Origin of the sequence: Streptomyces sp. 8N616, assembly GCF_052246385.1 — a bacterium.
GTDB lineage: Bacteria > Actinomycetota > Actinomycetes > Streptomycetales > Streptomycetaceae > Streptomyces.
Genome location: NZ_JBQQBY010000011.1, coordinates 77,805 through 98,335, shown reverse-complemented (window position 1 = coordinate 98,335; position 20,531 = coordinate 77,805). Strand labels below are relative to the sequence as shown.

The following is a 20,531-nucleotide window of genomic DNA, read 5'->3' as shown; positions in this document are numbered from 1 at the left end:
TTCCATTTTCATTAGGGGGTGCTGAGCCTTGTCGGCCCACTGCCAGCTGACCGGCGCCAAGCCGGGCTTCGGGAACAACATCTCCCACTCGCACCGCCGCTCCAGGCGGCGCTTCAGCCCCAACATCCAGTCCAAGCGCTACTGGCTGCCCAGCCAGCGCCGCTACGTCCGGCTCACGCTGAGCGCAAGGGGCGTCAAGACGGTGGACACGATCGGCATCGAGAAGGCCGTCGCCCGTATCCGGGCACGAGGGGAGCGCGTCTGATGGCGAAGAAGAGCAAGATCGCGAAGAACGAGCGGCGGCGGGCGGTCGTCGCCCGGTACGCGGCCCGGCGGGCCGAGTTGAAGGAGATCATCCGCAACCCGCGCACCCCGGAGGACGAGCGGATCGCCGCCCGGCGGGAGCTCGGCCGCCAGCCGCGCGACGCCAGCGCGACGCGGGTGCGCAACCGGGACTCGGTGGACGGGCGCCCCCGCGGCTACTTCCGTACGTTCGGCCTGTCCCGGGTCCGGCTGCGCGAGCAGGCACACGCCGGATTCCTGCCAGGCGTACGCAAGTCGAGCTGGTAACCCGCCGCCCCTGCCGAGCTGGTGCGGCGGGCCTCGCCGCCACCGCCGCACCTCCGGCCCTGCGCAACTCTTCGCCCACCCGCCCCCTTTGGTGGGTGGGCGAAGAGTTGCGCACGGAGCCGCGCCGCGGATTCCGCGTCCGCACGTCCGCGCGTCCGGCTCATCCCGCCGGGCCCGCGCTCGCCTGGTCCAGCGGGAAGGTGCCCGCCGTCTCCGTCACATCCTCCAGCGCCTCCAGGAGCAGTTCGGCCCCGCGCCGTACGAGCCGGTCCTGGCCGCCCGGCCGCTTCTCCCAGGCGTCGAAGGCCGTCTCCACCTCGTCCCAGCGCGGCGCGCGGCCCTCGCTCAGCTCCCGCGCGCCCTGCTCCGTGGCCACCCGCAGCGCCTCGGCGAACCGCGCCGCCTCGGGCACCGGTTGGGCGCCCCGCTCCGGAGGATGCGCCTCCAGCAGCATCGCGGCCCGCCCCAGCGCCGCCACCGCGTCATGGGCGGCGTCCGCGGTCGCACGTGTCAGGCCGGGGTGGCGTACGGGCTCCCGCTTGGCGCGGGCCAGGGCCTCTTCCCAGGCGGCCCGCGCCGTACGGGCGGCCAGCAGCGCCTCGCGCACGGCACGGGCGCGTAGCGGGTCCGCCGGGTCGGCGAAGCCGTCCATCACCGCGGCGGCGTAACGGCCGTTCGCGGCCAGCCAGTCCGCGAGCCGGTCCAGCAGCCGCGGGGTCTCCCAGGCCGGGAAGACGGCGTACGCGATCATCGCGAGCGCGCCGCCGAGCAGGGTGAGCAGCACCCGGTCGGGGACGGTCTGCTGCCAGTCCGAACCGCCCATGCCGAGCAGGAAGACCACGTACGCCGCCACGCACGCCTGCGTGACGACGTATCCGGTGCGCATGAGCAGGTACATGAGCGCGACGAAGGTCACCGCCAGCGCGCCCGAGAGATAGGCGCCGGGGCTGGTCAGCTGCACGACGCCGGTGGCCACGCCCACGCCGACGAGAGTTCCCGCGAGTCGGGCCACCACGCGCGCGTACGTCCGGTGGAAGTCCGGGCGCATCACCAGGACCGAGGTCATCGGGGCCCAGTAGCTATGGCTCAGGGACAGCGCAGAGCCGAGCAGCTGGCCGAGCGAGGCGACGGCGGAGAGGCGTACGGCGTGGCGCAGGACCGGGGAGTCATGGCGGAGTTCGCCCCGCGCGGCGCGGGCCGCGGACGCCACGAGGGCAGGCATCGCCGGGCGCAGCAGCGGCGCGGCATCCGGCTGGTCGGCGGAGGCGAACGAGACGGCGGGGGACGACGAGGAGCCGCTGGGCTCCGCGCTCTCCAGCGCCTCGCCCAGCAGCGCGACGAGCCGCGCCTCCGCACGCTTCGCCGCGCCCGTCAGCCCGGCGGCGTCCCTCGCCCGCAACACCTCCACGGCAGCCGCGGGCACCCGGGCGGGCTCGCCGTGCCGGATCGAGCGGGCCGCCGCGTCGAGGACCGAAGCCGCCGCGTCGAGCAGTTCACGCGCCCGGTCGCGCTCGGGCCCCGCCGCCGCGGCACCGACCGCGGGGTCGGCGAGCGAAGCGAGCACGGGCCTGATGCGCTCCGCGAGGGCGCGGCTGCCGTGGAGTTCGGCCGGGCGCCGCTGCGCCTGCCACGGCGTCACGGCGGCCGCGGCGCGCGCCGTCATCAGCGGCTCCGGGTCGAACAGCGCCTCCGGATCGTGCCGCAGCCGCCGCGCGTAGTCCGCAACGGCCGCGAAGGCGTCGGCGAGCGCGTCCCGCTGAGCGCCCCATCTGCGGACCGGGAACAGCACGATCAGCGCGGCCTGTACGAGCGCGCCGAAGGCGATCACGGCGGCGTGCCCGAGCGCGCCCGGCACGGTGGCCGGGATGATGACGGTCACCAGCATGATGCCGACCGTCAGCGATGCGACGATCCCCGAGGTGGGCCCGATGGCCCAGGCGAGTCCTGCGAGGAATGCCCACACCGCGAGCAGCACGACGAACAGCCCCCAGTGGCCGTCGGCGGCGAGAAAGCCGACGAAGGTGCTGACCGCGAGTCCGGCGCCGGCGGCGAGGGCCAGCCATGCGCGCGGGCGCCAGGTGCGCTGGAAGGTGGCGACCCCGGCGGCGAACGCGCCGAAGGCGGAGGACGCGGCGAAGTCGGGCGCGACCAGCCACAGGGCGAGGCCGATGACCAGCGCCACCCCGGCCGCCCCGCGCAGCGCGACGAGCGGCTCGAGCCGTGCCCGCTCGACCGTCAGCCCGGAACGTACGGTTCCCCTCAGCACGCGCAGCCACATACTGGCCTCACCCCTCAGCGCCGTCGCGCTCGGCGACCGCCGCTCTCGGTGCCCGCCGCCCCTCAGCGGCCGCAGCGCTCAGTGGCTGCCTCAGCGGTTGGCGCCTCAATGGTCGCCGCCTCAATGGTTGGCGCCTCAGTGGTCGCCGCCTCAATGGTTGGCGCCTCAGTGGTCGCCGCCTCAATGGTTGGCGCCTCAGTGGTCGCCGCCCTCGTCGATCAGGCGGCGCACCTCCCGGTCGATCAGCCCGAGCCGGGCCTCGGCGACCAGCGGCACGGCCCGCCGCTGGCGCCGCGCCTCGTGCAGGTCGATGTCGACCGTGACGACGCCCGGCTCCCACTTCGGGGCCTGGGCGACGACCGCGCCGCGCGGGTCGACCACCCGCGAACCGCCCCAGAAGGACGCGCCGTTCTCGTTCCCGACCCGGTTGACGAAGACGACCCAGCACTGAAGCATCTTGGCGGTGTAGGAGATCAGGGTCTCCCAGTACAGCCCGGTGTCCATGGCCTCCGGGTCCAGGCTCGCTGCACTGTTGGTCGGTACGACGATGAGCTCCGCCCCGTCCTGCACCGCCAGCCACGGTACGACGGGCTGCCAGGCGTCGTTGCACACCAGCATGGCCGCCCGGCCGTGCCCGCCCGGCACCTCGAACGCGCGCATCGACTGCCCCGGGCTGACGTGCTTGCGCTCCTCCCAGGCGAGATAGGTGGGCAGGAAGAGCTTGCGGTGGGCGTGCACCAGCCCGCCGTTCGAGTAGTAGGCGGCCGTGTTGTACGCACGCAGGCTGGTGTACTCGTGGATGCCGAGGACCACGTCCGCGCCGAGCTCGCTCAGCGCCAGCAGCCGGGGGTCGCGCGCCTCGACGGACGTATCGCGCCTCAGGGCGCCCAGGTGGTAGCCGTTGAGGCTCAGCTCGGGGAAGACGACGAGGTCGGCGCCCTGGGCGGCGGCCTGTTCGATCTGCTCGCGGGCGACGTCGAGATTCGCGTCGACATCGCCCAGCACGCAGTCCGTCTGTGCCAGCGCCACCCGCATTGCTCGCTCCACTCCTCGTTCGACTCGGCTCTCGTTCGACTCGGCTCGGCTCGATTCGGCCCGACTCGATTCGGCTCGATCCGGATCATCCAGACTTTTCATATGTTCCCCGGCAACCTTGCCATAGCCTCTCCGCCAGGAGGGAGACTGCTTCGGTACGCGCGAGCGTGCGCGCGTACCGGCGGCGAACGGGGAGATACGTGCTCAACGTGACCCAGGACCAGGTGCTGGCGTGGCGGCTGCGGCAGCAGAGCCTCGCGCCGCGTACGGCCTCGACCGTCGAGCAGCTCGTCGAGCGGCTCGCCGGGATCCAGGCACAGGTCGCCTCGTCGGCCGGGCTGGCCGTCGCCACCCGGCAGCGCAGGCCGAAGGCGGGCGCGGTGGGCAAGGCCCTGGCGGCCCGTACGGTCGTCAGGACCTGGGCGATGCGTGGTCGCTGCTCGCCGCCGCCCGCACGTGGGAGAAGCCCGTCTGGCAGCGCAACTTCGGGGTGTCGCCGCCCCAGATGGAGGCGCTCGGCGACGCCGTCGAAGAGCTGCTGGACGGCGGGCGTTCGCTGAGCCGGGCGGAGCTGGCCGAGGCGCTCATCGGGCGTCCCGGCTTCGGCGAGCTCCGGGACAGCTGACCTCGGGGTGGGGGACGGTCCTGAAGCCGCTGGCGTGGACCGGTCGCCTGTGTCACGGCCCGGGCGAGGGCGGCCGTACGACCTTCGTCTCGCCGCGCTCGTACGTGCCCGGCTGGAAGGGCGTCCCGGAGCCCGAGGCCGCGGCCCAGGTCGCCATCCCCGCCTACCTGCGGGCCCACGGCCCGGCGACTGCCGAGGCGTTCGACGCCTGGCTGATCCGCGGGATGACGCGAAGGGCCGACCTCCGGGCCCGCTTCGCCTCGCTCGGCGGCCGTCTGGCGGAGGTCGAGGGCGAGGGCGAGCCCGCGTACGTCCTGGCGGAGGACGCGGAGGCCGTGGCCCGCGTCCGGCCGTCGAAGGAGGTACGCCTGCTGGCCGCCTTCGATCAGTACGTCCTCGGGCCCGGAACGTCCGACGCGCGCGTCATCCCGGCCGGGAGCCGCAAGGCCGTCAGCCACACGGCGGGCTGGATCGCCCCGGTTGTGGTGCACCGGGGGCTGGTGGCGGGGGTGTGGGACCTCACGGACGAGGGCACGGTGGACGTCCAGCTCTTCGAGGAGAGCCCGGAGGTCCCGAGGGACGCGCTGGAGTCGGAGCTGGCGCACCTGGCCGCTTGCACGGGGCGGGGGCGCGGGATGTCTGTGCGGACGGTGTGAGCCGGGGGGTTGGCCAGGGGGCTTGAGCGGCAGGGTGTGAGCAGGGGCTTGAGCGGGGGGCGAGAACGGGGGCGGCCGGGGGGCCGTCAGTCGCGCCAGTCCCGCCGGTCCCGCCTGAGGGCCGCGAAGTGGCGGTCCGTGTGGGTCCACTCCTCGACCGGGGTCCAGCCCGCGGCCGCGGCTTCGCGGAGGAGGGCGGTCATGCCCACCCTGGCCCAGGGGAAGTCCGTGTCGCGGCGCGGGCCAGGACCCGTACGGGCATCCGGTCCGTGGCCAGCACCCCTATGCGTACACGGGCCTGCCGCCGGACGGGCGGCGCGGCCGTCGTCTATGCGGACGCGGACCCGCTCGTCGACGTCCGCCGGGGCCGCCTCGACCAGGGCCAGGCCGCCCGGGGCGACGATCCCCGCGACGCGTTCGAGCAGGGCGCGCGGGTCGCCGCCGATGCCGATGTTGCCGTCGATCAGCAGCGCCGTACCCCAGCGGCCCTCCCCCGGCAGCGGGTCGAACACCGAGCGGCGCAGCGCGGAGCCGCCCTCGCGGACCGTACGGGCGACAGCCGCCGGGCTGACATCGATCCCCAGGGTCGGCCGGCCCATCGCCACCAGGGCCGCGACCAGCCTGCCGGGGCCGCAGCCGATGTCGAGCACGGTCCCTTCGCAGCGGCGCAGCACGGTCATGTCGGAGGTGTCGGCGCCGGCGCACCAGCGCTCGACCTCGAGGGGGAGCAGCCAGCCGTCGGCGCGGCAGAGGAAGAGCGGGCCGCGGCCGGTGCGGAGGGCGGCGGCGTACGGGTCGGCGCGCCAGGGGGTCGCGGGCGCGGATGCCGCCGCGGCGGTCGCGGCGGTCGCCGCGGTCACGGCGGATGCTGCGGCGGTTGCGGCGGTCGTCGAGGCCTTCGCCGCCTTCGACGCCTCCGAGGCTTCGGGCGCTTCCGGCACTTCCGACGCCCTGGACGCGTACGGGGTCACCGCGTCCCCGCCCCGGCCATGCGGGCGACCTCCGCAGCGAACCGGCTGACCGGCGCCGCGGCCGCCACCGCTGCGGCGTCGGCGGGCGTGTCGACGTCGCGCAGCAGCGGCAGATCCCGCACGAGCAGCCCGGCGCCGGTGAGCCGCTGCCGCTGTACGGCGCCGGTGTCGGCGGCCGACATCGGTATGCCGCGCAGCAGTTCGGGGTCGGGAGCCGCCAGGCCCAGGGCCCAGAAGCCGCCGTCCGCGGCCGGTCCGAACCAGGCGTCGCAGCTCCGCCAGGCGTGCTCGCCCAGCGCCGGGGCGAGCAGCGCGGGCGTGACCTGCGGGGTGTCCATCCCGATGAGCAGCGCCGGTCCTTCGCAGCCGCCGAATGCCGCCGCGAGCCGCTCGTCGAGACCGCCGCGGCCCTGCGGCACCACTTCGATACCCGGCGGCAGCCACGGGCCGGTGCCCCCCTCGAGCACGAGCACGCGCCGCCGCGCGGGCGCGGCGAGCACGGCGTCGAGCGTGTCGGCGAGCGCGGCGGCAGCGAGCTCCGCGGCCTCCTCCGGGGTGTACGCGGGCGTGAGCCGCGTCTTCACCCGGCCGGGCACCGGTTCCTTGGCGATGACAAGGAGCGTGGTACCCCCGCCACACCCGGCGACCCCACGGGCAGTCCGCGGGGCCGCGTCCGGCACACGGCTCTTTGCGCGGGGGGCGGGTTCGTCGCCGGTCATTCGGTGGCCGTCCGTTCGCGGGGGGCTGGGGAGGGTGGTGGCTGGTGGAGGGCGGCGCGCATGTCGTGGACGGCGTGCCATGTGCCGCGCCAGGTGCCGGTGACCTTCGAGGTCCCGGTGCGTGGCAGGTACGGCACGTCCCGCTCCTCGATGTGCCAGCCCGCGTCCGCCGCCCGTACGACCATCTGGAGCGGGTAGCCGCTGCGCCGGTCCGTCAGGTCGAGGTCGAGCAGGGCATCGCGCCGGGCGGCGCGCATCGGGCCGAGGTCGCGGAGCGTCACACCCGTACGGCGCCGGAGCATCCGTGCGAGGGCCAGGTTGCCCACGCGCGCGTGCAGCGGCCACGCGTCCCAGGACTGCGGCCGTCTGCGGCCCAGCACCAGGTCCGCGGACCCCTCCTCCACGCGCCGTACGAGACCGGGCAGCAGCCCGGGGTCCAGCGAGGCGTCGCAGTCGCAGAAGCAGACGATCCCGGCGTCGGAGGCCAGGAGCCCGGCGTTGCACGCGGATCCGAAGCCGCGCCGCGGCTCGTGCACCACCGTGGCGCCCAGCTCACGCGCGATCTCGGCGGAGCCGTCGGTCGAGCCGTTGTCGACCACGACGGCCCGCCAGCCCTCAGGGATGCGCTCCAGCACCCACGGGAGGGCAGCGGCTTCGTCCAGACAGGGGAGCACGACGTCGACGTCGGCTGCAGTCGAGTTGGTCACCCTCATCACCGTACGAATCCGGCATGGACATTTCGGACCTTGGATCCTTACGAAACGCGGACGTCGGGCGGCTGCGGTCGCCCGGGCCGCTGCGGACGCCGCGCCGGGTGCCACGCTGGGAGCATGCAGAATCCGGCACCGCCACCGTCCACGACGTCCACGCCGTCCGCGCCGCCGCCCGGCCGCGTACTCGTCGTGGACGACGACCCGACCGTCGCCGAGATCGTCGCGGGCTACCTCGACCGCGCGGGCTACGCCGTCGACCGCGCAGCCGACGGGCCCGCGGCCCTGGCCAGCGCCGACACCCGGTGGCCCGATCTGGTGGTGCTCGACCTGATGCTGCCCGGCATGGACGGCCTCGAAGTGTGCCGGGTGCTGCGCGAGAAGGGGCCGGTGCCGGTCATCATGCTCACCGCGCGGGGCGACGAGGACGACCGGATCCTGGGCCTGGAGATCGGGGCCGACGACTACGTCACCAAGCCGTTCAGCCCGCGCGAGCTGGTGCTGCGCGTCGAGTCCGTGCTGCGCAGGTCGCGTGCCGCCGTGAGCGACGCCGTACGGGGGGCCGGGGCCGGGAGCGGGAGCGTAGGCGGCCGAGGTGCCGGAGGGGCCGGTGCGGCGCAGCGGATCGGTGCCGCAGGTCTCGAACTCGACCCGGCCGCCCGCCGCGCCACCAAGGACGGCCGGGAACTCGCCCTCACCCTCCGCGAGTTCGACCTCCTCACCTACCTCCTCCGCCACCCCGGCCGGGCGTGCGGCCGCGAGGAGCTGATGCGGGAGGTGTGGGGCTGGGAGTTCGGCGATCTGTCGACCGTCACCGTCCACGTGCGGCGGCTGCGCGGAAAGATCGAGGACGACCCGGCCGCGCCGAAGCTGATCACGACCGTGTGGGGCGTCGGCTACCGCTTCGACCTGCCGGGGGACTCAGCGGATCAGGGACCGGGGACTGAGGATTGAGGGACTGGGGACCACCATGCACGATCTGCTGCTCATCGCCCTCTACGCCTTCCTCGGCGCCGCCGGAGCCGGGCTGCTGGGCGCGCTCGCCGTACGCCTGCTGCGCCACCGCTCGGTGGCCGTCTCCCTGACGGTCGTCGCGGCGGTCGCGGTGACGGCGATGCTGGCCGGAACCCTGGCCGTCGCCTGGGCGATGTTCCTGTCGCCGCACGACCTGACCGTGGTCACGACGGTCGTGGCGATGGCCGCGGTCGTCTCCCTCGCGACCGCGCTGCTCCTCGGCCGCTGGGTGGTCGCGCGCAGCAACGAGCTGACCCGGGCGGCCCGTTCCTTCGGCGACGGCGGCAGCTTCGCGGCCCCCGACGGCGAGGCCACGGCCGAACTCGCCGAGCTGGGCCGCGAACTGGCCGCCACCAGCGCCAGGCTCGCCGAGTCGCGGGAGCGCGAGCGCGCGCTCGACGCCTCGCGCCGCGAGCTGGTCGCCTGGATCTCGCACGACCTGCGCACCCCGCTCGCCGGCCTGCGCGCCATGTCCGAGGCCCTGGAGGACGGCATGGTGGAGGACCCCGAGCGCTACCACCGCCAGATCCGCACCGAGGTCGAGCGCCTGAACTCGATGGTCGGCGACCTCTTCGAGCTGTCCCGCATCCACGCGGGCGCGCTGTGCCTGTCGCCGAGCCGGATGTCGGTCTACGACCTGGTGGGCGACGCGCTCGCGGGCGCCGACCCGCTGGCGCGCGAGCTGGGCGTACGGCTGGTGGGGGACCGCGTGGAGGCGGTGCCGGTGGAGGTGGACGGCAAGGAGATGACGCGGGTGCTGGGCAACCTGCTCGTCAACGCCATCCGCCGCACCCCGGCCGACGGCACGGTCGCGGTGGCCGCGCAGCGCCAGGCCGACGACACGGTGGTCCTGTCGGTCACGGACGGCTGCGGGGGCATTCCGGAGGAGGACCTGCCGCGCGTGTTCGACACGGGCTGGCGCGGCAACCACGCCCGCACGCCGACGCTCCCCCTGGGGGCACCTCCCGGGCCGCTGGGCCCAGGGGGACTACCGCTGGGGGGACCCCCACCGGCGGGGGCGGGCCTGGGGCTGGCGATCGTCCGCGGCATCGTCGAGGCCCACGCGGGCCGGGCGGGCGTCCGCAACGTGGAGGGCGGCTGCTGCTTCGAAGTGACCTTGCCGGCGGCCGGGCGGTAGATACCGCCCGGCCGGCCCGGTTGTGGGCAGTCGTTCCGCGGGGCGATGGGGGTACCCCCATGCCGTTCAGGCTATGGGGGAGGGTGGGCACACCCCGACCAACCGGGCCGCACCCGGCCACGATGCGCCATCCCCCGCCGGGCGGCCCCGTCTCGTACGCGACTGCGGGCCGGTGGCCCGGTTGTGCCCACCCGTTCCGCCTTGCGGAACGACTGCCCACAACCGGCCGCTAGGCCGCTGCCCGGAGAGGGGCGCGGGCGAACTCCGTCATTCCCTCCGCGAATCCGATCCGCGGGCGCCAGCCCAGTTCCGTCGTCAGGCGGTGCGAGGACGCCGTGATGTGGCGGACGTCGCCGAGACGGTACTCGCCGGTGACGACCGGCGGCCGGCCGCCGTGGGCCGCGGAAAGCACCGTCGCCATCTCGCCGACCGTGTGCGGCTCTCCGCTGCCGGTGTTGTAGGCGCGAAAGGACCCAGCGGCCTGCCCCGGGAGGGCCGCCAGCGCCGTGGCGTTGGCCGCCGCCACATCCCGTACGTGCACGAAGTCCCGCCGCTGTCCGCCGTCCTCGAACACCCGCGGCGCCTCGCCGCGTTCCAGCGCCGAGCGGAAGAAGGAGGCCACGCCCGCGTACGGGGTGTCGCGCGGCATGCCGGGCCCGTAGACGTTGTGGTAGCGCAGCGATACCGCGTGCCCGCCGGTCGCCCGGGCCCAGGCCGCGGCCAGGTGCTCCTGGGCGAGTTTGGTGGTCGCGTAGACGTTGCGCGGGTCGGCCGGGGCGTCCTCGGTGACGAGGCCGGGCAGCAGCGGCTCCCCGCAGGCCGGGCACGTGGGCTCGAAGCGGCCCGCCTTCAGGTCGTCCGCGGCGCGCGGGCCCGGCCGGAGCGTGCCGTGGCGCGGGCAGTCGTAGCGCCCCTCCCCGTACACCACCATCGACCCGGCCAGCATCAGCTCCCGTACCCCGCTCGCGGCCATCGCGGCGAGCAGCACGGCCGTGCCGAGGTCGTTGCAGGCGACGTAGTCCGGCGCGTCCGCGAAGTCCTTGCCGAGGCCGACCATCGCGGCCTGGTGGCACACCGCGTCCACGCCCCGCAGCGCCCGGTCGAGCAGCACCCGGTCCCGTACGTCGCCGTGGAACCACTCGGCGCCTTCAGGGGCGGGCGGCGTTCCGGAGCGGCCGCGTGGGTGCGCCGACGGGAGCAGGGCGTCGAGGACGACCGGCTCGTGGCCGAGACCGGCCACGGCGGTGACGATGTGCGAGCCGATGAAGCCCGCCCCTCCTGTGACGAGTACGCGCATGCCGGCGACGCTACGGCCGCGGCGGCGCGGGTCGTACGGGTACGCGCCGCGCCGTCACGGGTCCGTAAGGTCCTGGGCCTTGGGCCGTGTCCCTGGCCGGTGGGTCCCCGGACACGGCCCCGGCCCAGCCGTCAGCGGCGTGCTCTCGAACGGTCGAGGGCGGCCACTCCGGCGGCCGCCAGGCCGACCTGGATGAGCAGTTCGAGCCAGTCCACGCCTGCCGTGTCGGCGACGTCGAGCCCGTAGGCGAGGGCCGTTCCCAGGAGCGCGGCGACGATGCCGACGAGAACCGTCAGCAGGACGCCGATCCGCTGTCGGCCCGGCAGGACGAGCCGGCCGAGCACCCCGATGATGATGCCGATGATGATGGCGCTGATGATGCCGGAGATCTCCATGGGGTCCTCCCACGGCTTCGCTGCAAGGGGCTTCCGACGAAGTCCTGCGGTACGTGTGCCCATCTTGAGCCGTGCCACTCTGCCCAGGAGGCCCGAACCCCGGGGCCCGCCCCGGGCGGTAGCCCCGGGCTACGCGCCCGGGACCACAAGACCCGGACCACGCCGCCCGGCTCTACCGGTCCCGGAAGGCCAGGACCGTCTCGACCGTGTCCGCCTCCGCCGCCGTCTTGTCCTCGCGGTAACGCAGCACGCGCGCGAAGCGCAGCGTCACGCCCTCCGGGTAGCGGGTGGACCGCTGCACCCCGTCGAAGGCGATCTCCACCACCAGCTCGGGCCGTACGGTCACCACCCACCCGTCGTCGCCGACCGCGAGCTCCCGCAGCCGCTCGGTCTGCCAGGCCAGCATGACGTCCGTCAGCCCCTTGAAGGTCTTGCCGAGCATGGCGAACGAGCCGTCGGGGCGGCGCGCGCCCAGGTGGAGATTCGACAGCTTGCCGGTGCGCCGCCCGTGCCCCCACTCGGCGGCCAGCACCACCAGGTCGAGGGTGTGCACGGGCTTCACCTTCAGCCAGGAAGCACCGCGCCGCCCCGCGCTGTACGCGGAGTCCAGCGCCTTGACCACGACACCCTCGTGGCCGCGGGCCAGCACCTCGTGAGCGAACGCCCGCGCCCCGGCCCGGCTCTCGTCGTCCCGCGGATCCTCGACGGCCAGGCGGCGTACGCGCAGCGGCTCCGGTACGACGCGGGCCAGCTCCGCGTGCCGCTCGGCTGCGGGCAGCGCCAGCAGGTCGCGGCCGTCGACCGACAGCAGGTCGAAGAAGACGGGAGAGAGCGGCAGCGACGCCTGCGCGCTCGTGACGTCGAGACGGGAGCCGACCCGCCCCGCCGTCTCCTGGAACGGCCGCGGCCGCCCGTCCTCGCCCAGCGCGATGACCTCCCCGTCCAGGACCGCCCGCTCGGCCGCCAACCTCCGTGCCGCAGATACGACTTCGGGGAGCCGGTCGGTGATCTCGTCCAGCGTGCGGGTGAAGACCCGTACGTTCTCGCCGTCCCGGTGCACCTGCATCCGGATGCCGTCGAGCTTCTCCTCGATCGCGCAGGGGCCGAGCCTGTCGAGCGCCTCGTCCACGTCCTTGGCGGTCTGCGCGAGCATCGGGAGGACGGGGCGGCCCACTTCGAGCCGGAAGTCGGCGAGCGCGGCGGGTCCGCGCGCGAGCAGCGCCTCGGCGACCGCGCCGAGCGAGCCGCCGAGCATGACCGCGCGCCGTACGTCGCCGGGGGCCGCCCCGACCGCGGCCGACAGGCCCTCGACGGCGAACGCATCCAGCGCGCCCTGCCGCAGCTCGCCGCTGATCAGCCCGAACAGGAAGCGCTGCTCGTCGCCGGTCGCGGCGGACAGCAGCTGCTGCAGCAGCCGCTTGCGTTCGGCCTGCGAGCCCTTGCCGGACACGGCGGCGATCCGGTCCAGCGCGTGATGGACGTGGAGGACGGACAGGCTCGGCTCGGCGGCGGGCGCCACGGGGTCGCGCAGGGCGCTCCAGCCCACGCCGATCTTGCGCTGGGGCAGTCTGCCCGCGAGATACGTGATCACGATCGGCGCCTCGGCGGGCTCCGCCTTGCGGAACAGCTCGGCCAGCAGGGCGACCTTCTCCGTACGGGCGGGGGTGGCGGCGACCTCCCGCGAGGTCCGCGCGATGTCAGCCAGCAACATGTGCCCATTACACCTCGCCGGGTTGTGGGCAGTCGTTCCCCGCGGGCGATGGGGGTGGCCCCATGCCGTTCAGGCTATGAGGGAGGGTGGGCACAACCGGCCACCGGCTCGCAGTCGCGTACGAAACGGGACCGCCCCCGGCGGAGGCTGGCGCATCCTTGCCGGATGCAGCCCGGTGGCCGGTTGTGCCCACCCGTTCCGCCCCGCGGAACCGATGCCCACAACCGGCCGGCTATTTCGCGTCCGCGTAGCACCGCACCACCGCCGTGGTGAAGGGGAAACGGACCGGGGTGTCGCCGAAGGCGACGCGGCCCGCGCGTTCGCCCGCGGCGCGCACCGCCTCCGTGACCGCCTCGGCCTCCTCCTCAGGGCAGTGCACGATCACCTCGTCGTGCTGGAAGAACACCAGCTCGGCGTTCATGCCGCTCAGCGACTGGCGCAGGGCCGCCAGCATCAGCAGGGCCCAGTCGGCGGCGCTGCCCTGGACCACGAAGTTACGGGTGAAGCGGCCGCGGGCGCGCGCGTCCCGCGAGGCGTACCCGTACGTCTGCGGCCCGTACGCGTGGCCGGCCTGCCCCGCCTGCCCGGCTGCGGAAGCCGCGCTCTCCTCCTGCGGCGGCCATGCCTCGCCCGCCTCCTCCGGGTCGCCGTCCTCGGCAGCGGCCGCGGGCGGGCAGGTCCGGCCGAGCCAGGTCCTGACGAGGCGGCCCTCCTCGCCCGCGCGGGCGGCGTCGTCCACGTACGCCACGGCGGCCGGGAAGCGGCGTCGCAGATCGGCGAGGAACTTCAGGGCGTCCCCGGACGTCTGCCCGTACACCGCGCTGAGCAGGGCGAGCTTCGCCTGGTCCCGGTTGCCCGCGAAGGCACGGTCGGACAGCGCGGCGTACAGGTCGCCGCGGTGGCCCGCCACCTCCATAAGACCCGGGTCACGGGAGACCGCGGCCAGCACGCGCGGCTCCATCTGGTCGGCGTCGGCGACGACGAGCCGCCGGCCGGGGTCGGCGACGACGGCCCGGCGCACCACCTTGGGGATCTGGAGCGCCCCGCCGCCGTTGGTGGTCCAGCGGCCCGAGACGGTGCCGCCCGGCACGTACTCCGGCCGGAACCGGCCCTCCCGCACCCAGGCCTGGAGCCACGCCCAGCCGTGCGCGGTGTGCACGCGGTAGAGCTTCTTGTACGCGAGCAGGTGCGGCACCGCGGGGTGGTCGACCGCCTTCAGCTCCCAGGCCCGGGTCGAGGTGAGCTTGATGCCCTCGCGGGCGAAGGCGCGGATGATGTCGGCGGGCAGGTCGGGCCGTACGCGTACGCCACCGAAGGCCCGTGACACCTCGTCGGCCAGCTCGGCCAGCCGCTGCGGCTCCTGGACGCCCGGGTAGCGCTCGCCGAGCAGCTCGGCGAGCAGCTCGCGGTGCACATCCGCCCGCCAGGGGACGCCGGCGCGGTTCATCTCGGCGGCGACGAGCATGCCCGCCGACTCGGCCGCGGTGAGCAGCCGCATCCGGTCCGGGTGCTCGGCCGCCCGGTGTCTTCGCAGCTGGTCGGCGTACACCTCCAGCAGGGCGGTCAGCGGGTCGGTGCCGGGCGGCAGCGGTACGGGGCCAGGCTCGAAGAGGGAGGGCTGGGAATCCGCTGTCCGCGGGGGCAGGTCGTCGGGTACGGGCAGCCGGTGCAGGCGGGCCCAGGCGGCGGCGAGCGAACGCGGCCGGCCCCAGTGGCCCTCGTGGCCGGTCAGCAGCGCCTCGGCGGTCTCCACGTCGTAGCACCGCTCGACGCGGACGCCCGCGGCCAGCAGCTGCGGATGGATCGCGGCGGTCGACCGCCACACCCACCGCTCGACGTCCGGCAGCCGCGCGCGGACGGCCTCGCCGAGGCCGTCGGCGGGCACGTCGACGACCGGCCCGTCCGGCCGGCCCTCGCTGTCGAGGCCCACGAGCCGGGCGCCACCGTCCTCCGTCCCGGCCACGGCACACCGCATGGGGTGGAGTCTCGCACCGGGGTACGACAACGCGACCGCCGCCGACCACGGGCCTCAACGGCGGCGACAGCCGCCCAGCGGATGCCGGTGTCGTGGCGGGCCCCCGCGCCCCCCGCCCTCCCCGAAACAGGCCCGAGGGCCGAGGGTTCCGTCTCTGCCCGGCCGTCCCTCAACCACCGCCGGGCGGAACGCCCCAGCGAGCCTCGCGGCTCCCGCCCCCCTGGCCCGCCTCCCCCGACCACCCATTGACGGGACCCCATCCACCACCCGGGGGCCGGAGCCCTCCGGGTCTCCGGGGTCGGGCTTCTGGAGTCTGGGGCGGAGCCCCGTTTTCGGGGAGGCGCGGGTTGGGGGAGAGGTCCGCCGCAGGCGTCTCGATTCGTCGGGCAGCCCAAGACACCTGGAAAGCCGTGAGTTGGCCGGGCGGACCGCCAACCTCAGGGCTTGTGCGAGGGACCGCCCCCTCGGCGGCCGCGTATCAGGCGGAGTGCCGCCACCGCCAGCCCGCACGCGGCCGTGACACCCAGCGCGATCAGCCAGTTGCGCGGATAGTCCAGCGGCAGCGCCGTCGCGTTCGACGGGCGGCCCGGCCGGAGGAGCGGCGGGAGCGCGATCAGGGTCAGGCAGCCGCCGACGATCAGCGCGCCCCGGAGCGGGCCCCGTACGGCACCCCGCACCCGGCCGCCCCGCACCCCGCCGGAGGCGGCCCCGCCCCTCCCCCTCGCCATCAGCGCCCTGCCGGTCGTCGCGACCAGCAGCCAGACACCCAGCACCAGCGGAGCGATCACCGCGTCGTGGAGCAGGATCGCCCCGCCCAGCCACACGACCACATCCCCCGGATCCCTGACCCGGCCGCTCGCGAACAGGAACCATCCCCCGGCCCCCATCAGGCCGAGCCCAAGCGCCCCCACCACCCACCGCAAAGCCCGCGTCGCCCGCACCGCCCCCATCACAGAACCTCCAGCCGCGCGACCCACTTGGTCTGCAGCACGCCCGGCCGGTTCGGCGCGATGATCCGGGCCGGGTAGCCGTGGTCGAGGGAGAGTTCCTCGCCGTTCAGCCGGAGGGCGAGGAGGGTGAGCGGGTCGCGGGCGTAGCCGCGGCCCATCTCCATCACGCGGTACGCGCCGCGCCGCTCCAGCGAGGTCACGCGGATCCGCGCGCCCGGCGGCGCGCCCGCCCGCATCAGCAGATCCCGCACGCGTACGCCCGTCCAGCGCGCCGACTTGCTCCACCCCTCCACGCACGCGATGGGCAGCGTCACCTCCCGCTGCGGCATCGCCCTCAGCTGCTCCAGCGTCAGTTCGTACGGCAGCGGGCCCGCCACCCTCAGCCGCCACTGCCCGTCCACCACCGCGCGCGTGCCGATCCCCGCCGCCGCGGCCGTACGGTTGACCGGCAGGCCCTGCGGCGCGTGGTCCGGGTGGCGCGGGGCGAGCAGGTCCAGGTGCCTGAGCGGGGTGAACGACTGGCCCACCGTCACGACCGTCACCGCGCCGACCGCCGCGCCCACGGCCGCCAGCAGCGAACGGCGGTCCGTCCCCTCCAGCGCATCCGCCTCCGGCCCACCCACCTCCAGCCCATCCGCCTCCGCCGGCGCGAGGGTTCCGGCCGAGCGGCGGCGCCAATGGGCCGCGATCTCCGGCGCCTTGACGGCCACGTGCAGCAACAGCGCGCCGATCAGCACCCAGCCCACGGCGAAGTGCACCGGCACGAAGGAGAACGGCCAGGGATACCACTGCGCGACATTCAGCAGTCCGCTGAAGAGCTCGAAGACCGCCGCCGCGACGAGCACCGCCACCGAAAGGCGCTCCAGCGCATGCCGTACGGACCGCAGCGCGGGCCATACGAAGAGCCGCGGGTAGACCGTCCACAGCTTCGCGAGGAGCAGCGGGACGGCGGCGGTGCCGGCAGCGGCATGCAGGCCCTGGGTGACCCGGTAGCCCCACACCGGGCGGCTCGGCAGCGCGTCCTTCAGCCACTCGGGCGGCTGCTGCAGATAGTGGCTGATCAGGCCCGTCGCAAAGCACACGGCGACCGCGACGGCAAGCAGGCGACCGATGACCGTCGCCGTACGGGCGTCGTGCAGCTTCCCGCGGAAGGACGGCAGCGGCGGACGGCGCAGCAGCGGGCGGAGCCCATGGGTGGGCCGGACGTGGAGGGTCATGCCCTCCATCAGAACCCGGGACGGGGCCCTGCAGGTCGGCCCGGCACCTTACGGAATGCGGACATCGGAGCCGCGACGAGCGACCCGGCACCGTCCCGGTGCGACGCTGAACCACGTGATCACCAGCGCCGTCCCGCCCCCTGCCACCGCCGCCCCACCCCACCCCGCCACCACCCTCCGCACCGTGCTCAGCGCCACCCTGCTCGCGGCCCTCACCACCGTCCTGGCTCTGACCGCCCGCAGCGACACCTTCCACAGCGACCCGGCGAAGCTGACGGCGTGGTACGCGGCGGCCTGGGCGCTGTTCGCCGCGGCCGCCTGGGCCGTATGGAAGGTGCCCGCGCGGCGCGCGGCGCTGCTGGTACTGGCCGGGGGCGTGGCCGTCGCCGCCACGGGCCTGCTCGCGCCGCCGCGCACGAGCACGGACGCGTACCGCTACGCCTGGGACGGCCGGGTGCAGGCCGCCGGCATCTCGCCGTACGACCACGCGCCCGCCGACCCGGCGCTCGCGCGGCTGCGGGACGGCTGGCTGTTCCCGGCGGGCGACGCGTGCAGCGGCCCGGACCGCGCCCGCATCCCGGCCTCCCAGGGCGAGATCCGCTGCACACGCCTCAACCGCCCGACCGCGCACACCATTTACCCGCCGGTGGCCGAGGGCTACTTCCTCCTCGTCCACGAAGTCTCGCCCGCGGACGCCCGGTTGAAGCCGCTCCAGGCAGGGGGCGCACTGCTGTCGACCGGGACGACCGCCGCCCTGTTGATCATCCTGCGGCGCCGCGGCCGGAGCCCGCAGCTCGCGGCGTACTGGGCGTGGTGTCCGGCCGTCCCCCTGGAGGCGGTGAACAACGCGCACGCCGATGTCCTGGGCGCCTTCCTCGCGGTCGCCGGTCTCGGGGTCGCCGGTCTTGGAGCGCGAGCCACTCCCCGCTACAGAGCAGAGGCCGTCGGCGGCGCGCTGCTCGGCGCGGCGACGGCCGTGAAGCTGCTGCCCGTCGTCGTCCTCCCCGGCGCCCTGTCCGGCGTCCTCGGCAGAGGCCCGGCGTCAGTGCGGGAACGGCTCCGGACCGCAGCCGCCGTCCTGCTGCCCGCGGCCGCCGTCCTCGCGCTCGGCTACCTCCCGTACGTCCTGGCCTCCAGCTCCTCCGTCCTCGGCTATCTCCCGGGCTACGCACAGGAGGAGGGCTACGAGGACCCGTCCGTCAAGAACCGCTTCGCGCTCCTCCGGCTCGTCCTCCCCGACTCATGGGCGCAGGCCGCGGCCGCCGCCGTCCTGCTGATCGTCGTCCTGGGCGTGCTGCGCCGCGGAGACCCCGAACGCCCCTGGCAGGGCGCCCTGGTGGTGACCGGCGCGGCCTTCCTGCTGCTGACGCCCGGCTATTCCTGGTACGCGCTGCTGGTCGTGGCGCTCGTCGCGCTCGACGGCAGGTGGGAGTGGCTCGGCATCGCGCTGGCGGGGGCGGCCGAGTACGTGGCGGACCGGGCGGTCCCGGACAGCGATGCCGTCGGAACGTGGGCGTACGGGGTGGCAGCGGCTGCCGTCCTCGCGGGCTGGGCGCTACGGAACCGCGGCTGTAAGGACTGAGTTTCGCGGGTCCGGGCGCCGCCGAGGCGTTGGCGGTTGTTCACGCGGTCGGGCGACAGGGCCGCGGACGCCCGACGGCGTGAGGGGCCGGGGCGGGGGTGGTCCCGGCAGGGGCGTAAAGCGTGATTTGTGGGCCGGCTTTCCGGCGGCCCGCACACGACACGCGACCGTGCCGGCCCGTAAATCATGCAGCCCCAGAGGGCCACCCCCGCCCCGGCCCCGACCGCGCACACACCCGGCGCACCGCCCACGCCCGCCCAGGCGCAGCCGTCACGGCTCCGGCGTGTAGACCGCGAACGCCCCGCCCTGCGGGTCGAAGATCCCCGCCACCCGCCCCGTGCCCGGGATGTCCATCGCCGGGTAGCCCACGCGCCCGCCGAGCTTCGCAGCCGTGTTGACGGCCGCGTCGACGTTCAGCACCGCGAAGTAGAGCGTCCAGTGCGGCGGCAGGCCCTCGGGGTAGCGCTCGTCCATCTTCACCATGCCGCCGAAGTTCTCCCCGCCCACGCCCCAGTGGACGTACTCCTCGCCCTCGGTGCTCCAGCCGAAGACGGACGAGTAGAACGCCTCGGCCGCGGCCGTGTCCCGCGTGGCGAGCTCCACCCAGCACAGCGTCCCCGGCTCGTTCAGCCGCGCCGCCCCCCGGAACGTACGGGCCTGCCACAGCGTGAACACCGCACCGCCCGGATCGGCGGCCACCGCGAACCGCCCCAGATCGAACACGTCCCCCGGATCCATCAGGACCGAGCCGCCGGCCTTCCGGATGTCCCCGGCCGTCTCGTCCGCGTCCGCCACGGCGACGGACATCGTCCAGGCGACCGGCTGCCCCTCCTGCTGGATCGGCGAGAGCCCGGCCACGGGTTCGTCGTCCAGCAGCAGCATGGTGTAGCCACCGGCCTCGGGGCGGGGGTCGGTCTCGGCCCGCCAGCCGAAGAGACGGCTGTAGAAGGCGGCAGCGCCTTCGGGGTCCGAGGTCCCCAACTCGGCCCAGCAGGGGGCGCCGAGCACCGGCTCGGTGATCTTCACGGGACTACTCCTCACGCACGACGGCCGTGGCTCCTCCTGACACTCTCACGCAGTGGATGACCACGCAGCGCGAAGCAAAACCCTTACCCTGCCATCTCCTACGGCCCGCCCCCGGAACTCACTCCTCTCTGTCCGGCCCCTGCGCGTCCGGCCCTTGCGCACGGACCTGATGAACGTGCTCGAGCGAGTCGCGCAGATCCTTCAGCCAGCTGTCCGCGTTGCGCTGGACCAGCCGTACGCACCAGGACAGGGCGTCGCTGCGGCTGCGGGCGACCCCGCCCGCGATCAGCGTGTCGAGCACCTGGCGCTCCGGCTGGCGAAGCCGGGTCATGACCGGTGCCGAGACGTTGGTGTAGACGGCCCGGCGGCCACCGCATTCCACACCCCACGACACCTTGCGCCCGTAGCGCCGCTCGGCCTCCCGGGCCACGGCGATGCGGTCGTCGCGCGTGCGCTCGCGGAACTCCGCGATCCGCCCGTCGAGCGCCGCCTCGCGCTCCGCTTCCGGCGCATCCGCGGGCAGCTCCGGCTCCGGGATCCGGCCGATGACGGTGATCTCTTCCCGGTCGACTGTCACATCCAGCAGTTCGAGGAAGAGCCCGTCCGGCAGCCGCCCGGCGAACCAGCCACGCAGTGCGTCTCTCTGCTCTGCCGTAATCATG

18 protein-coding genes and 1 pseudogene are annotated in these 20,531 nt (G+C 74.8%); 6 read left to right on the top strand and 13 right to left on the bottom strand.

The window, feature by feature from the left end; translation table 11 throughout:
* The first annotated feature begins 28 nt into the window (after positions 1 to 28).
* On the top strand, positions 29 to 265 hold the full coding sequence (gene rpmB / locus ACTWQC_RS12435) for a 50S ribosomal protein L28 (protein ID WP_443315680.1): 237 nt from the start codon (positions 29 to 31) through the stop codon (positions 263 to 265).
* Positions 265 to 570, top strand: coding sequence for a 30S ribosomal protein S14 (gene rpsN / locus ACTWQC_RS12430; protein ID WP_443315679.1), 306 nt, complete (start codon positions 265 to 267; stop codon positions 568 to 570). Before rpmB ends, rpsN begins: the two co-directional genes overlap by 1 nt.
* A 160-nt stretch (positions 571 to 730) precedes the next feature.
* Here the strand turns inward: rpsN and ACTWQC_RS12425 are convergent, their stop codons facing one another.
* Positions 731 to 2,848, bottom strand: coding sequence for an FUSC family protein (locus ACTWQC_RS12425; RefSeq protein WP_443315678.1), 2,118 nt, complete (start codon positions 2,846 to 2,848; stop codon positions 731 to 733).
* 195 nt (positions 2,849 to 3,043) lie between these two features.
* A complete protein-coding gene (locus ACTWQC_RS12420; RefSeq protein WP_443315677.1) occupies positions 3,044 to 3,883 on the bottom strand; it encodes a nitrilase-related carbon-nitrogen hydrolase in 840 nt (279 codons plus the stop codon).
* Here ACTWQC_RS12420 and ACTWQC_RS12415 point away from each other — a divergent pair.
* A pseudogene (locus tag ACTWQC_RS12415) lies at positions 3,865 to 5,164 on the top strand (DNA glycosylase AlkZ-like family protein). The gene ACTWQC_RS12420 and the pseudogene ACTWQC_RS12415 sit on opposite strands and share 19 nt — an antisense overlap.
* Positions 5,165 to 5,250: 86 nt before the next feature.
* Here the strand turns inward: ACTWQC_RS12415 and ACTWQC_RS12410 are convergent.
* From ACTWQC_RS12410 to ACTWQC_RS12400, 3 genes are read right to left on the bottom strand one after another with little or no spacing between them, the layout of a single operon-like run.
* Positions 5,251 to 6,105, bottom strand: a complete 855-nt coding sequence (locus ACTWQC_RS12410; protein ID WP_443315676.1) for a methyltransferase domain-containing protein — start codon at positions 6,103 to 6,105, stop codon at positions 5,251 to 5,253.
* Between the two features lie 26 nt (positions 6,106 to 6,131).
* Positions 6,132 to 6,854, bottom strand: coding sequence for a TIGR04282 family arsenosugar biosynthesis glycosyltransferase (locus ACTWQC_RS12405; RefSeq protein ID WP_443315675.1), 723 nt, complete (start codon positions 6,852 to 6,854; stop codon positions 6,132 to 6,134).
* Positions 6,851 to 7,567 carry a glycosyltransferase family 2 protein gene (locus ACTWQC_RS12400; protein ID WP_443315674.1) on the bottom strand — a complete coding sequence of 239 codons (717 nt, stop codon included), beginning with the start codon at positions 7,565 to 7,567 and terminating at the stop codon, positions 6,851 to 6,853. Before ACTWQC_RS12400 ends, ACTWQC_RS12405 begins: the two co-directional genes overlap by 4 nt.
* A gap of 117 nt (positions 7,568 to 7,684) precedes the next feature.
* On the opposite strand from ACTWQC_RS12400, the gene ACTWQC_RS12395 reads away from it, so the two are divergent.
* Both ACTWQC_RS12395 and ACTWQC_RS12390 read left to right on the top strand, forming a co-directional pair.
* Positions 7,685 to 8,518: a response regulator transcription factor gene (locus ACTWQC_RS12395; protein WP_443315673.1), complete on the top strand. Its 834-nt coding sequence runs from the start codon at positions 7,685 to 7,687 to the stop codon at positions 8,516 to 8,518.
* Between the two features lie 16 nt (positions 8,519 to 8,534).
* Positions 8,535 to 9,716: a sensor histidine kinase gene (locus ACTWQC_RS12390; RefSeq protein WP_443315672.1), complete on the top strand. Its 1,182-nt coding sequence runs from the start codon at positions 8,535 to 8,537 to the stop codon at positions 9,714 to 9,716.
* A 229-nt stretch (positions 9,717 to 9,945) separates the two neighbouring features.
* Here the strand turns inward: ACTWQC_RS12390 and ACTWQC_RS12385 are convergent, their stop codons facing one another.
* From ACTWQC_RS12385 to ACTWQC_RS12360, 6 genes are all read right to left on the bottom strand, one after another.
* On the bottom strand, positions 9,946 to 11,013 hold the full coding sequence (locus ACTWQC_RS12385) for an NAD-dependent epimerase/dehydratase family protein (RefSeq protein WP_443315671.1): 1,068 nt from the start codon (positions 11,011 to 11,013) through the stop codon (positions 9,946 to 9,948).
* A 131-nt stretch (positions 11,014 to 11,144) separates the two neighbouring features.
* Positions 11,145 to 11,408, bottom strand: a complete 264-nt coding sequence (locus tag ACTWQC_RS12380; RefSeq protein WP_443315670.1) for a GlsB/YeaQ/YmgE family stress response membrane protein — start codon at positions 11,406 to 11,408, stop codon at positions 11,145 to 11,147.
* A 172-nt stretch (positions 11,409 to 11,580) separates the two neighbouring features.
* On the bottom strand, positions 11,581 to 13,119 hold the full coding sequence (locus ACTWQC_RS12375; protein ID WP_443315669.1) for an ATP-dependent DNA ligase: 1,539 nt from the start codon (positions 13,117 to 13,119) through the stop codon (positions 11,581 to 11,583).
* Positions 13,120 to 13,351: 232 nt separating this feature from the next.
* The gene (locus tag ACTWQC_RS12370) at positions 13,352 to 15,094 is read right to left on the bottom strand and encodes a bifunctional 3'-5' exonuclease/DNA polymerase (protein ID WP_443315668.1); all 1,743 of its coding nucleotides are present in this window, start codon (positions 15,092 to 15,094) and stop codon (positions 13,352 to 13,354) included.
* Between the two features lie 437 nt (positions 15,095 to 15,531).
* Entirely contained in the window at positions 15,532 to 15,981 is a 450-nt protein-coding gene (locus ACTWQC_RS12365) for a hypothetical protein (RefSeq protein WP_443315667.1), read from the bottom strand.
* A 62-nt stretch (positions 15,982 to 16,043) separates the two neighbouring features.
* Entirely contained in the window at positions 16,044 to 17,261 is a 1,218-nt protein-coding gene (locus ACTWQC_RS12360; RefSeq protein WP_443315666.1) for a molybdopterin-dependent oxidoreductase, read from the bottom strand.
* Positions 17,262 to 17,376: 115 nt separating this feature from the next.
* On the opposite strand from ACTWQC_RS12360, the gene ACTWQC_RS12355 reads away from it, so the two are divergent.
* Complete coding sequence (locus ACTWQC_RS12355) at positions 17,377 to 18,843, top strand: glycosyltransferase 87 family protein (RefSeq protein WP_443315665.1); 1,467 nt, start codon at positions 17,377 to 17,379, stop codon at positions 18,841 to 18,843.
* A gap of 270 nt (positions 18,844 to 19,113) precedes the next feature.
* Here ACTWQC_RS12355 and ACTWQC_RS12350 read toward each other — a convergent pair whose 3' ends face one another.
* Positions 19,114 to 19,869 (bottom strand): VOC family protein, encoded by a 756-nt coding sequence (locus tag ACTWQC_RS12350; RefSeq protein ID WP_443315664.1) that lies wholly within the window; start codon positions 19,867 to 19,869, stop codon positions 19,114 to 19,116.
* A gap of 118 nt (positions 19,870 to 19,987) precedes the next feature.
* Positions 19,988 to 20,530, bottom strand: coding sequence for a hypothetical protein (locus ACTWQC_RS12345; RefSeq protein WP_443315663.1), 543 nt, complete (start codon positions 20,528 to 20,530; stop codon positions 19,988 to 19,990).
* Position 20,531 lies beyond the last annotated feature (1 nt).

Excerpts from the sequence above, each read along its gene's own strand:
- ACTWQC_RS12420 (WP_443315677.1), bottom strand. The coding sequence starts at position 3,883 with ATGCGGGTGGCGCTGGCACAGACGGACTGCGTGCTGGGCGATGTCGAC.
- ACTWQC_RS12405 (WP_443315675.1), bottom strand. The coding sequence starts at position 6,854 with ATGACCGGCGACGAACCCGCCCCCCGCGCAAAGAGCCGTGTGCCGGAC.
- ACTWQC_RS12390 (WP_443315672.1), top strand. The coding sequence starts at position 8,535 with ATGCACGATCTGCTGCTCATCGCCCTCTACGCCTTCCTCGGCGCCGCC.
- ACTWQC_RS12425 (WP_443315678.1), bottom strand. The coding sequence starts at position 2,848 with ATGTGGCTGCGCGTGCTGAGGGGAACCGTACGTTCCGGGCTGACGGTC.
- rpsN (WP_443315679.1), top strand. The coding sequence starts at position 265 with ATGGCGAAGAAGAGCAAGATCGCGAAGAACGAGCGGCGGCGGGCGGTC.
- ACTWQC_RS12365 (WP_443315667.1), bottom strand. The coding sequence starts at position 15,981 with ATGGGGGCCGGGGGATGGTTCCTGTTCGCGAGCGGCCGGGTCAGGGAT.
- ACTWQC_RS12375 (WP_443315669.1), bottom strand. The coding sequence starts at position 13,119 with ATGTTGCTGGCTGACATCGCGCGGACCTCGCGGGAGGTCGCCGCCACC.
- ACTWQC_RS12395 (WP_443315673.1), top strand. The coding sequence starts at position 7,685 with ATGCAGAATCCGGCACCGCCACCGTCCACGACGTCCACGCCGTCCGCG.
- ACTWQC_RS12370 (WP_443315668.1), bottom strand. The coding sequence starts at position 15,094 with ATGCGGTGTGCCGTGGCCGGGACGGAGGACGGTGGCGCCCGGCTCGTG.
- ACTWQC_RS12345 (WP_443315663.1), bottom strand. The coding sequence starts at position 20,530 with ATGATTACGGCAGAGCAGAGAGACGCACTGCGTGGCTGGTTCGCCGGG.
- ACTWQC_RS12385 (WP_443315671.1), bottom strand. The coding sequence starts at position 11,013 with ATGCGCGTACTCGTCACAGGAGGGGCGGGCTTCATCGGCTCGCACATC.
- ACTWQC_RS12360 (WP_443315666.1), bottom strand. The coding sequence starts at position 17,261 with ATGACCCTCCACGTCCGGCCCACCCATGGGCTCCGCCCGCTGCTGCGC.
- ACTWQC_RS12400 (WP_443315674.1), bottom strand. The coding sequence starts at position 7,567 with ATGAGGGTGACCAACTCGACTGCAGCCGACGTCGACGTCGTGCTCCCC.
- ACTWQC_RS12380 (WP_443315670.1), bottom strand. The coding sequence starts at position 11,408 with ATGGAGATCTCCGGCATCATCAGCGCCATCATCATCGGCATCATCATC.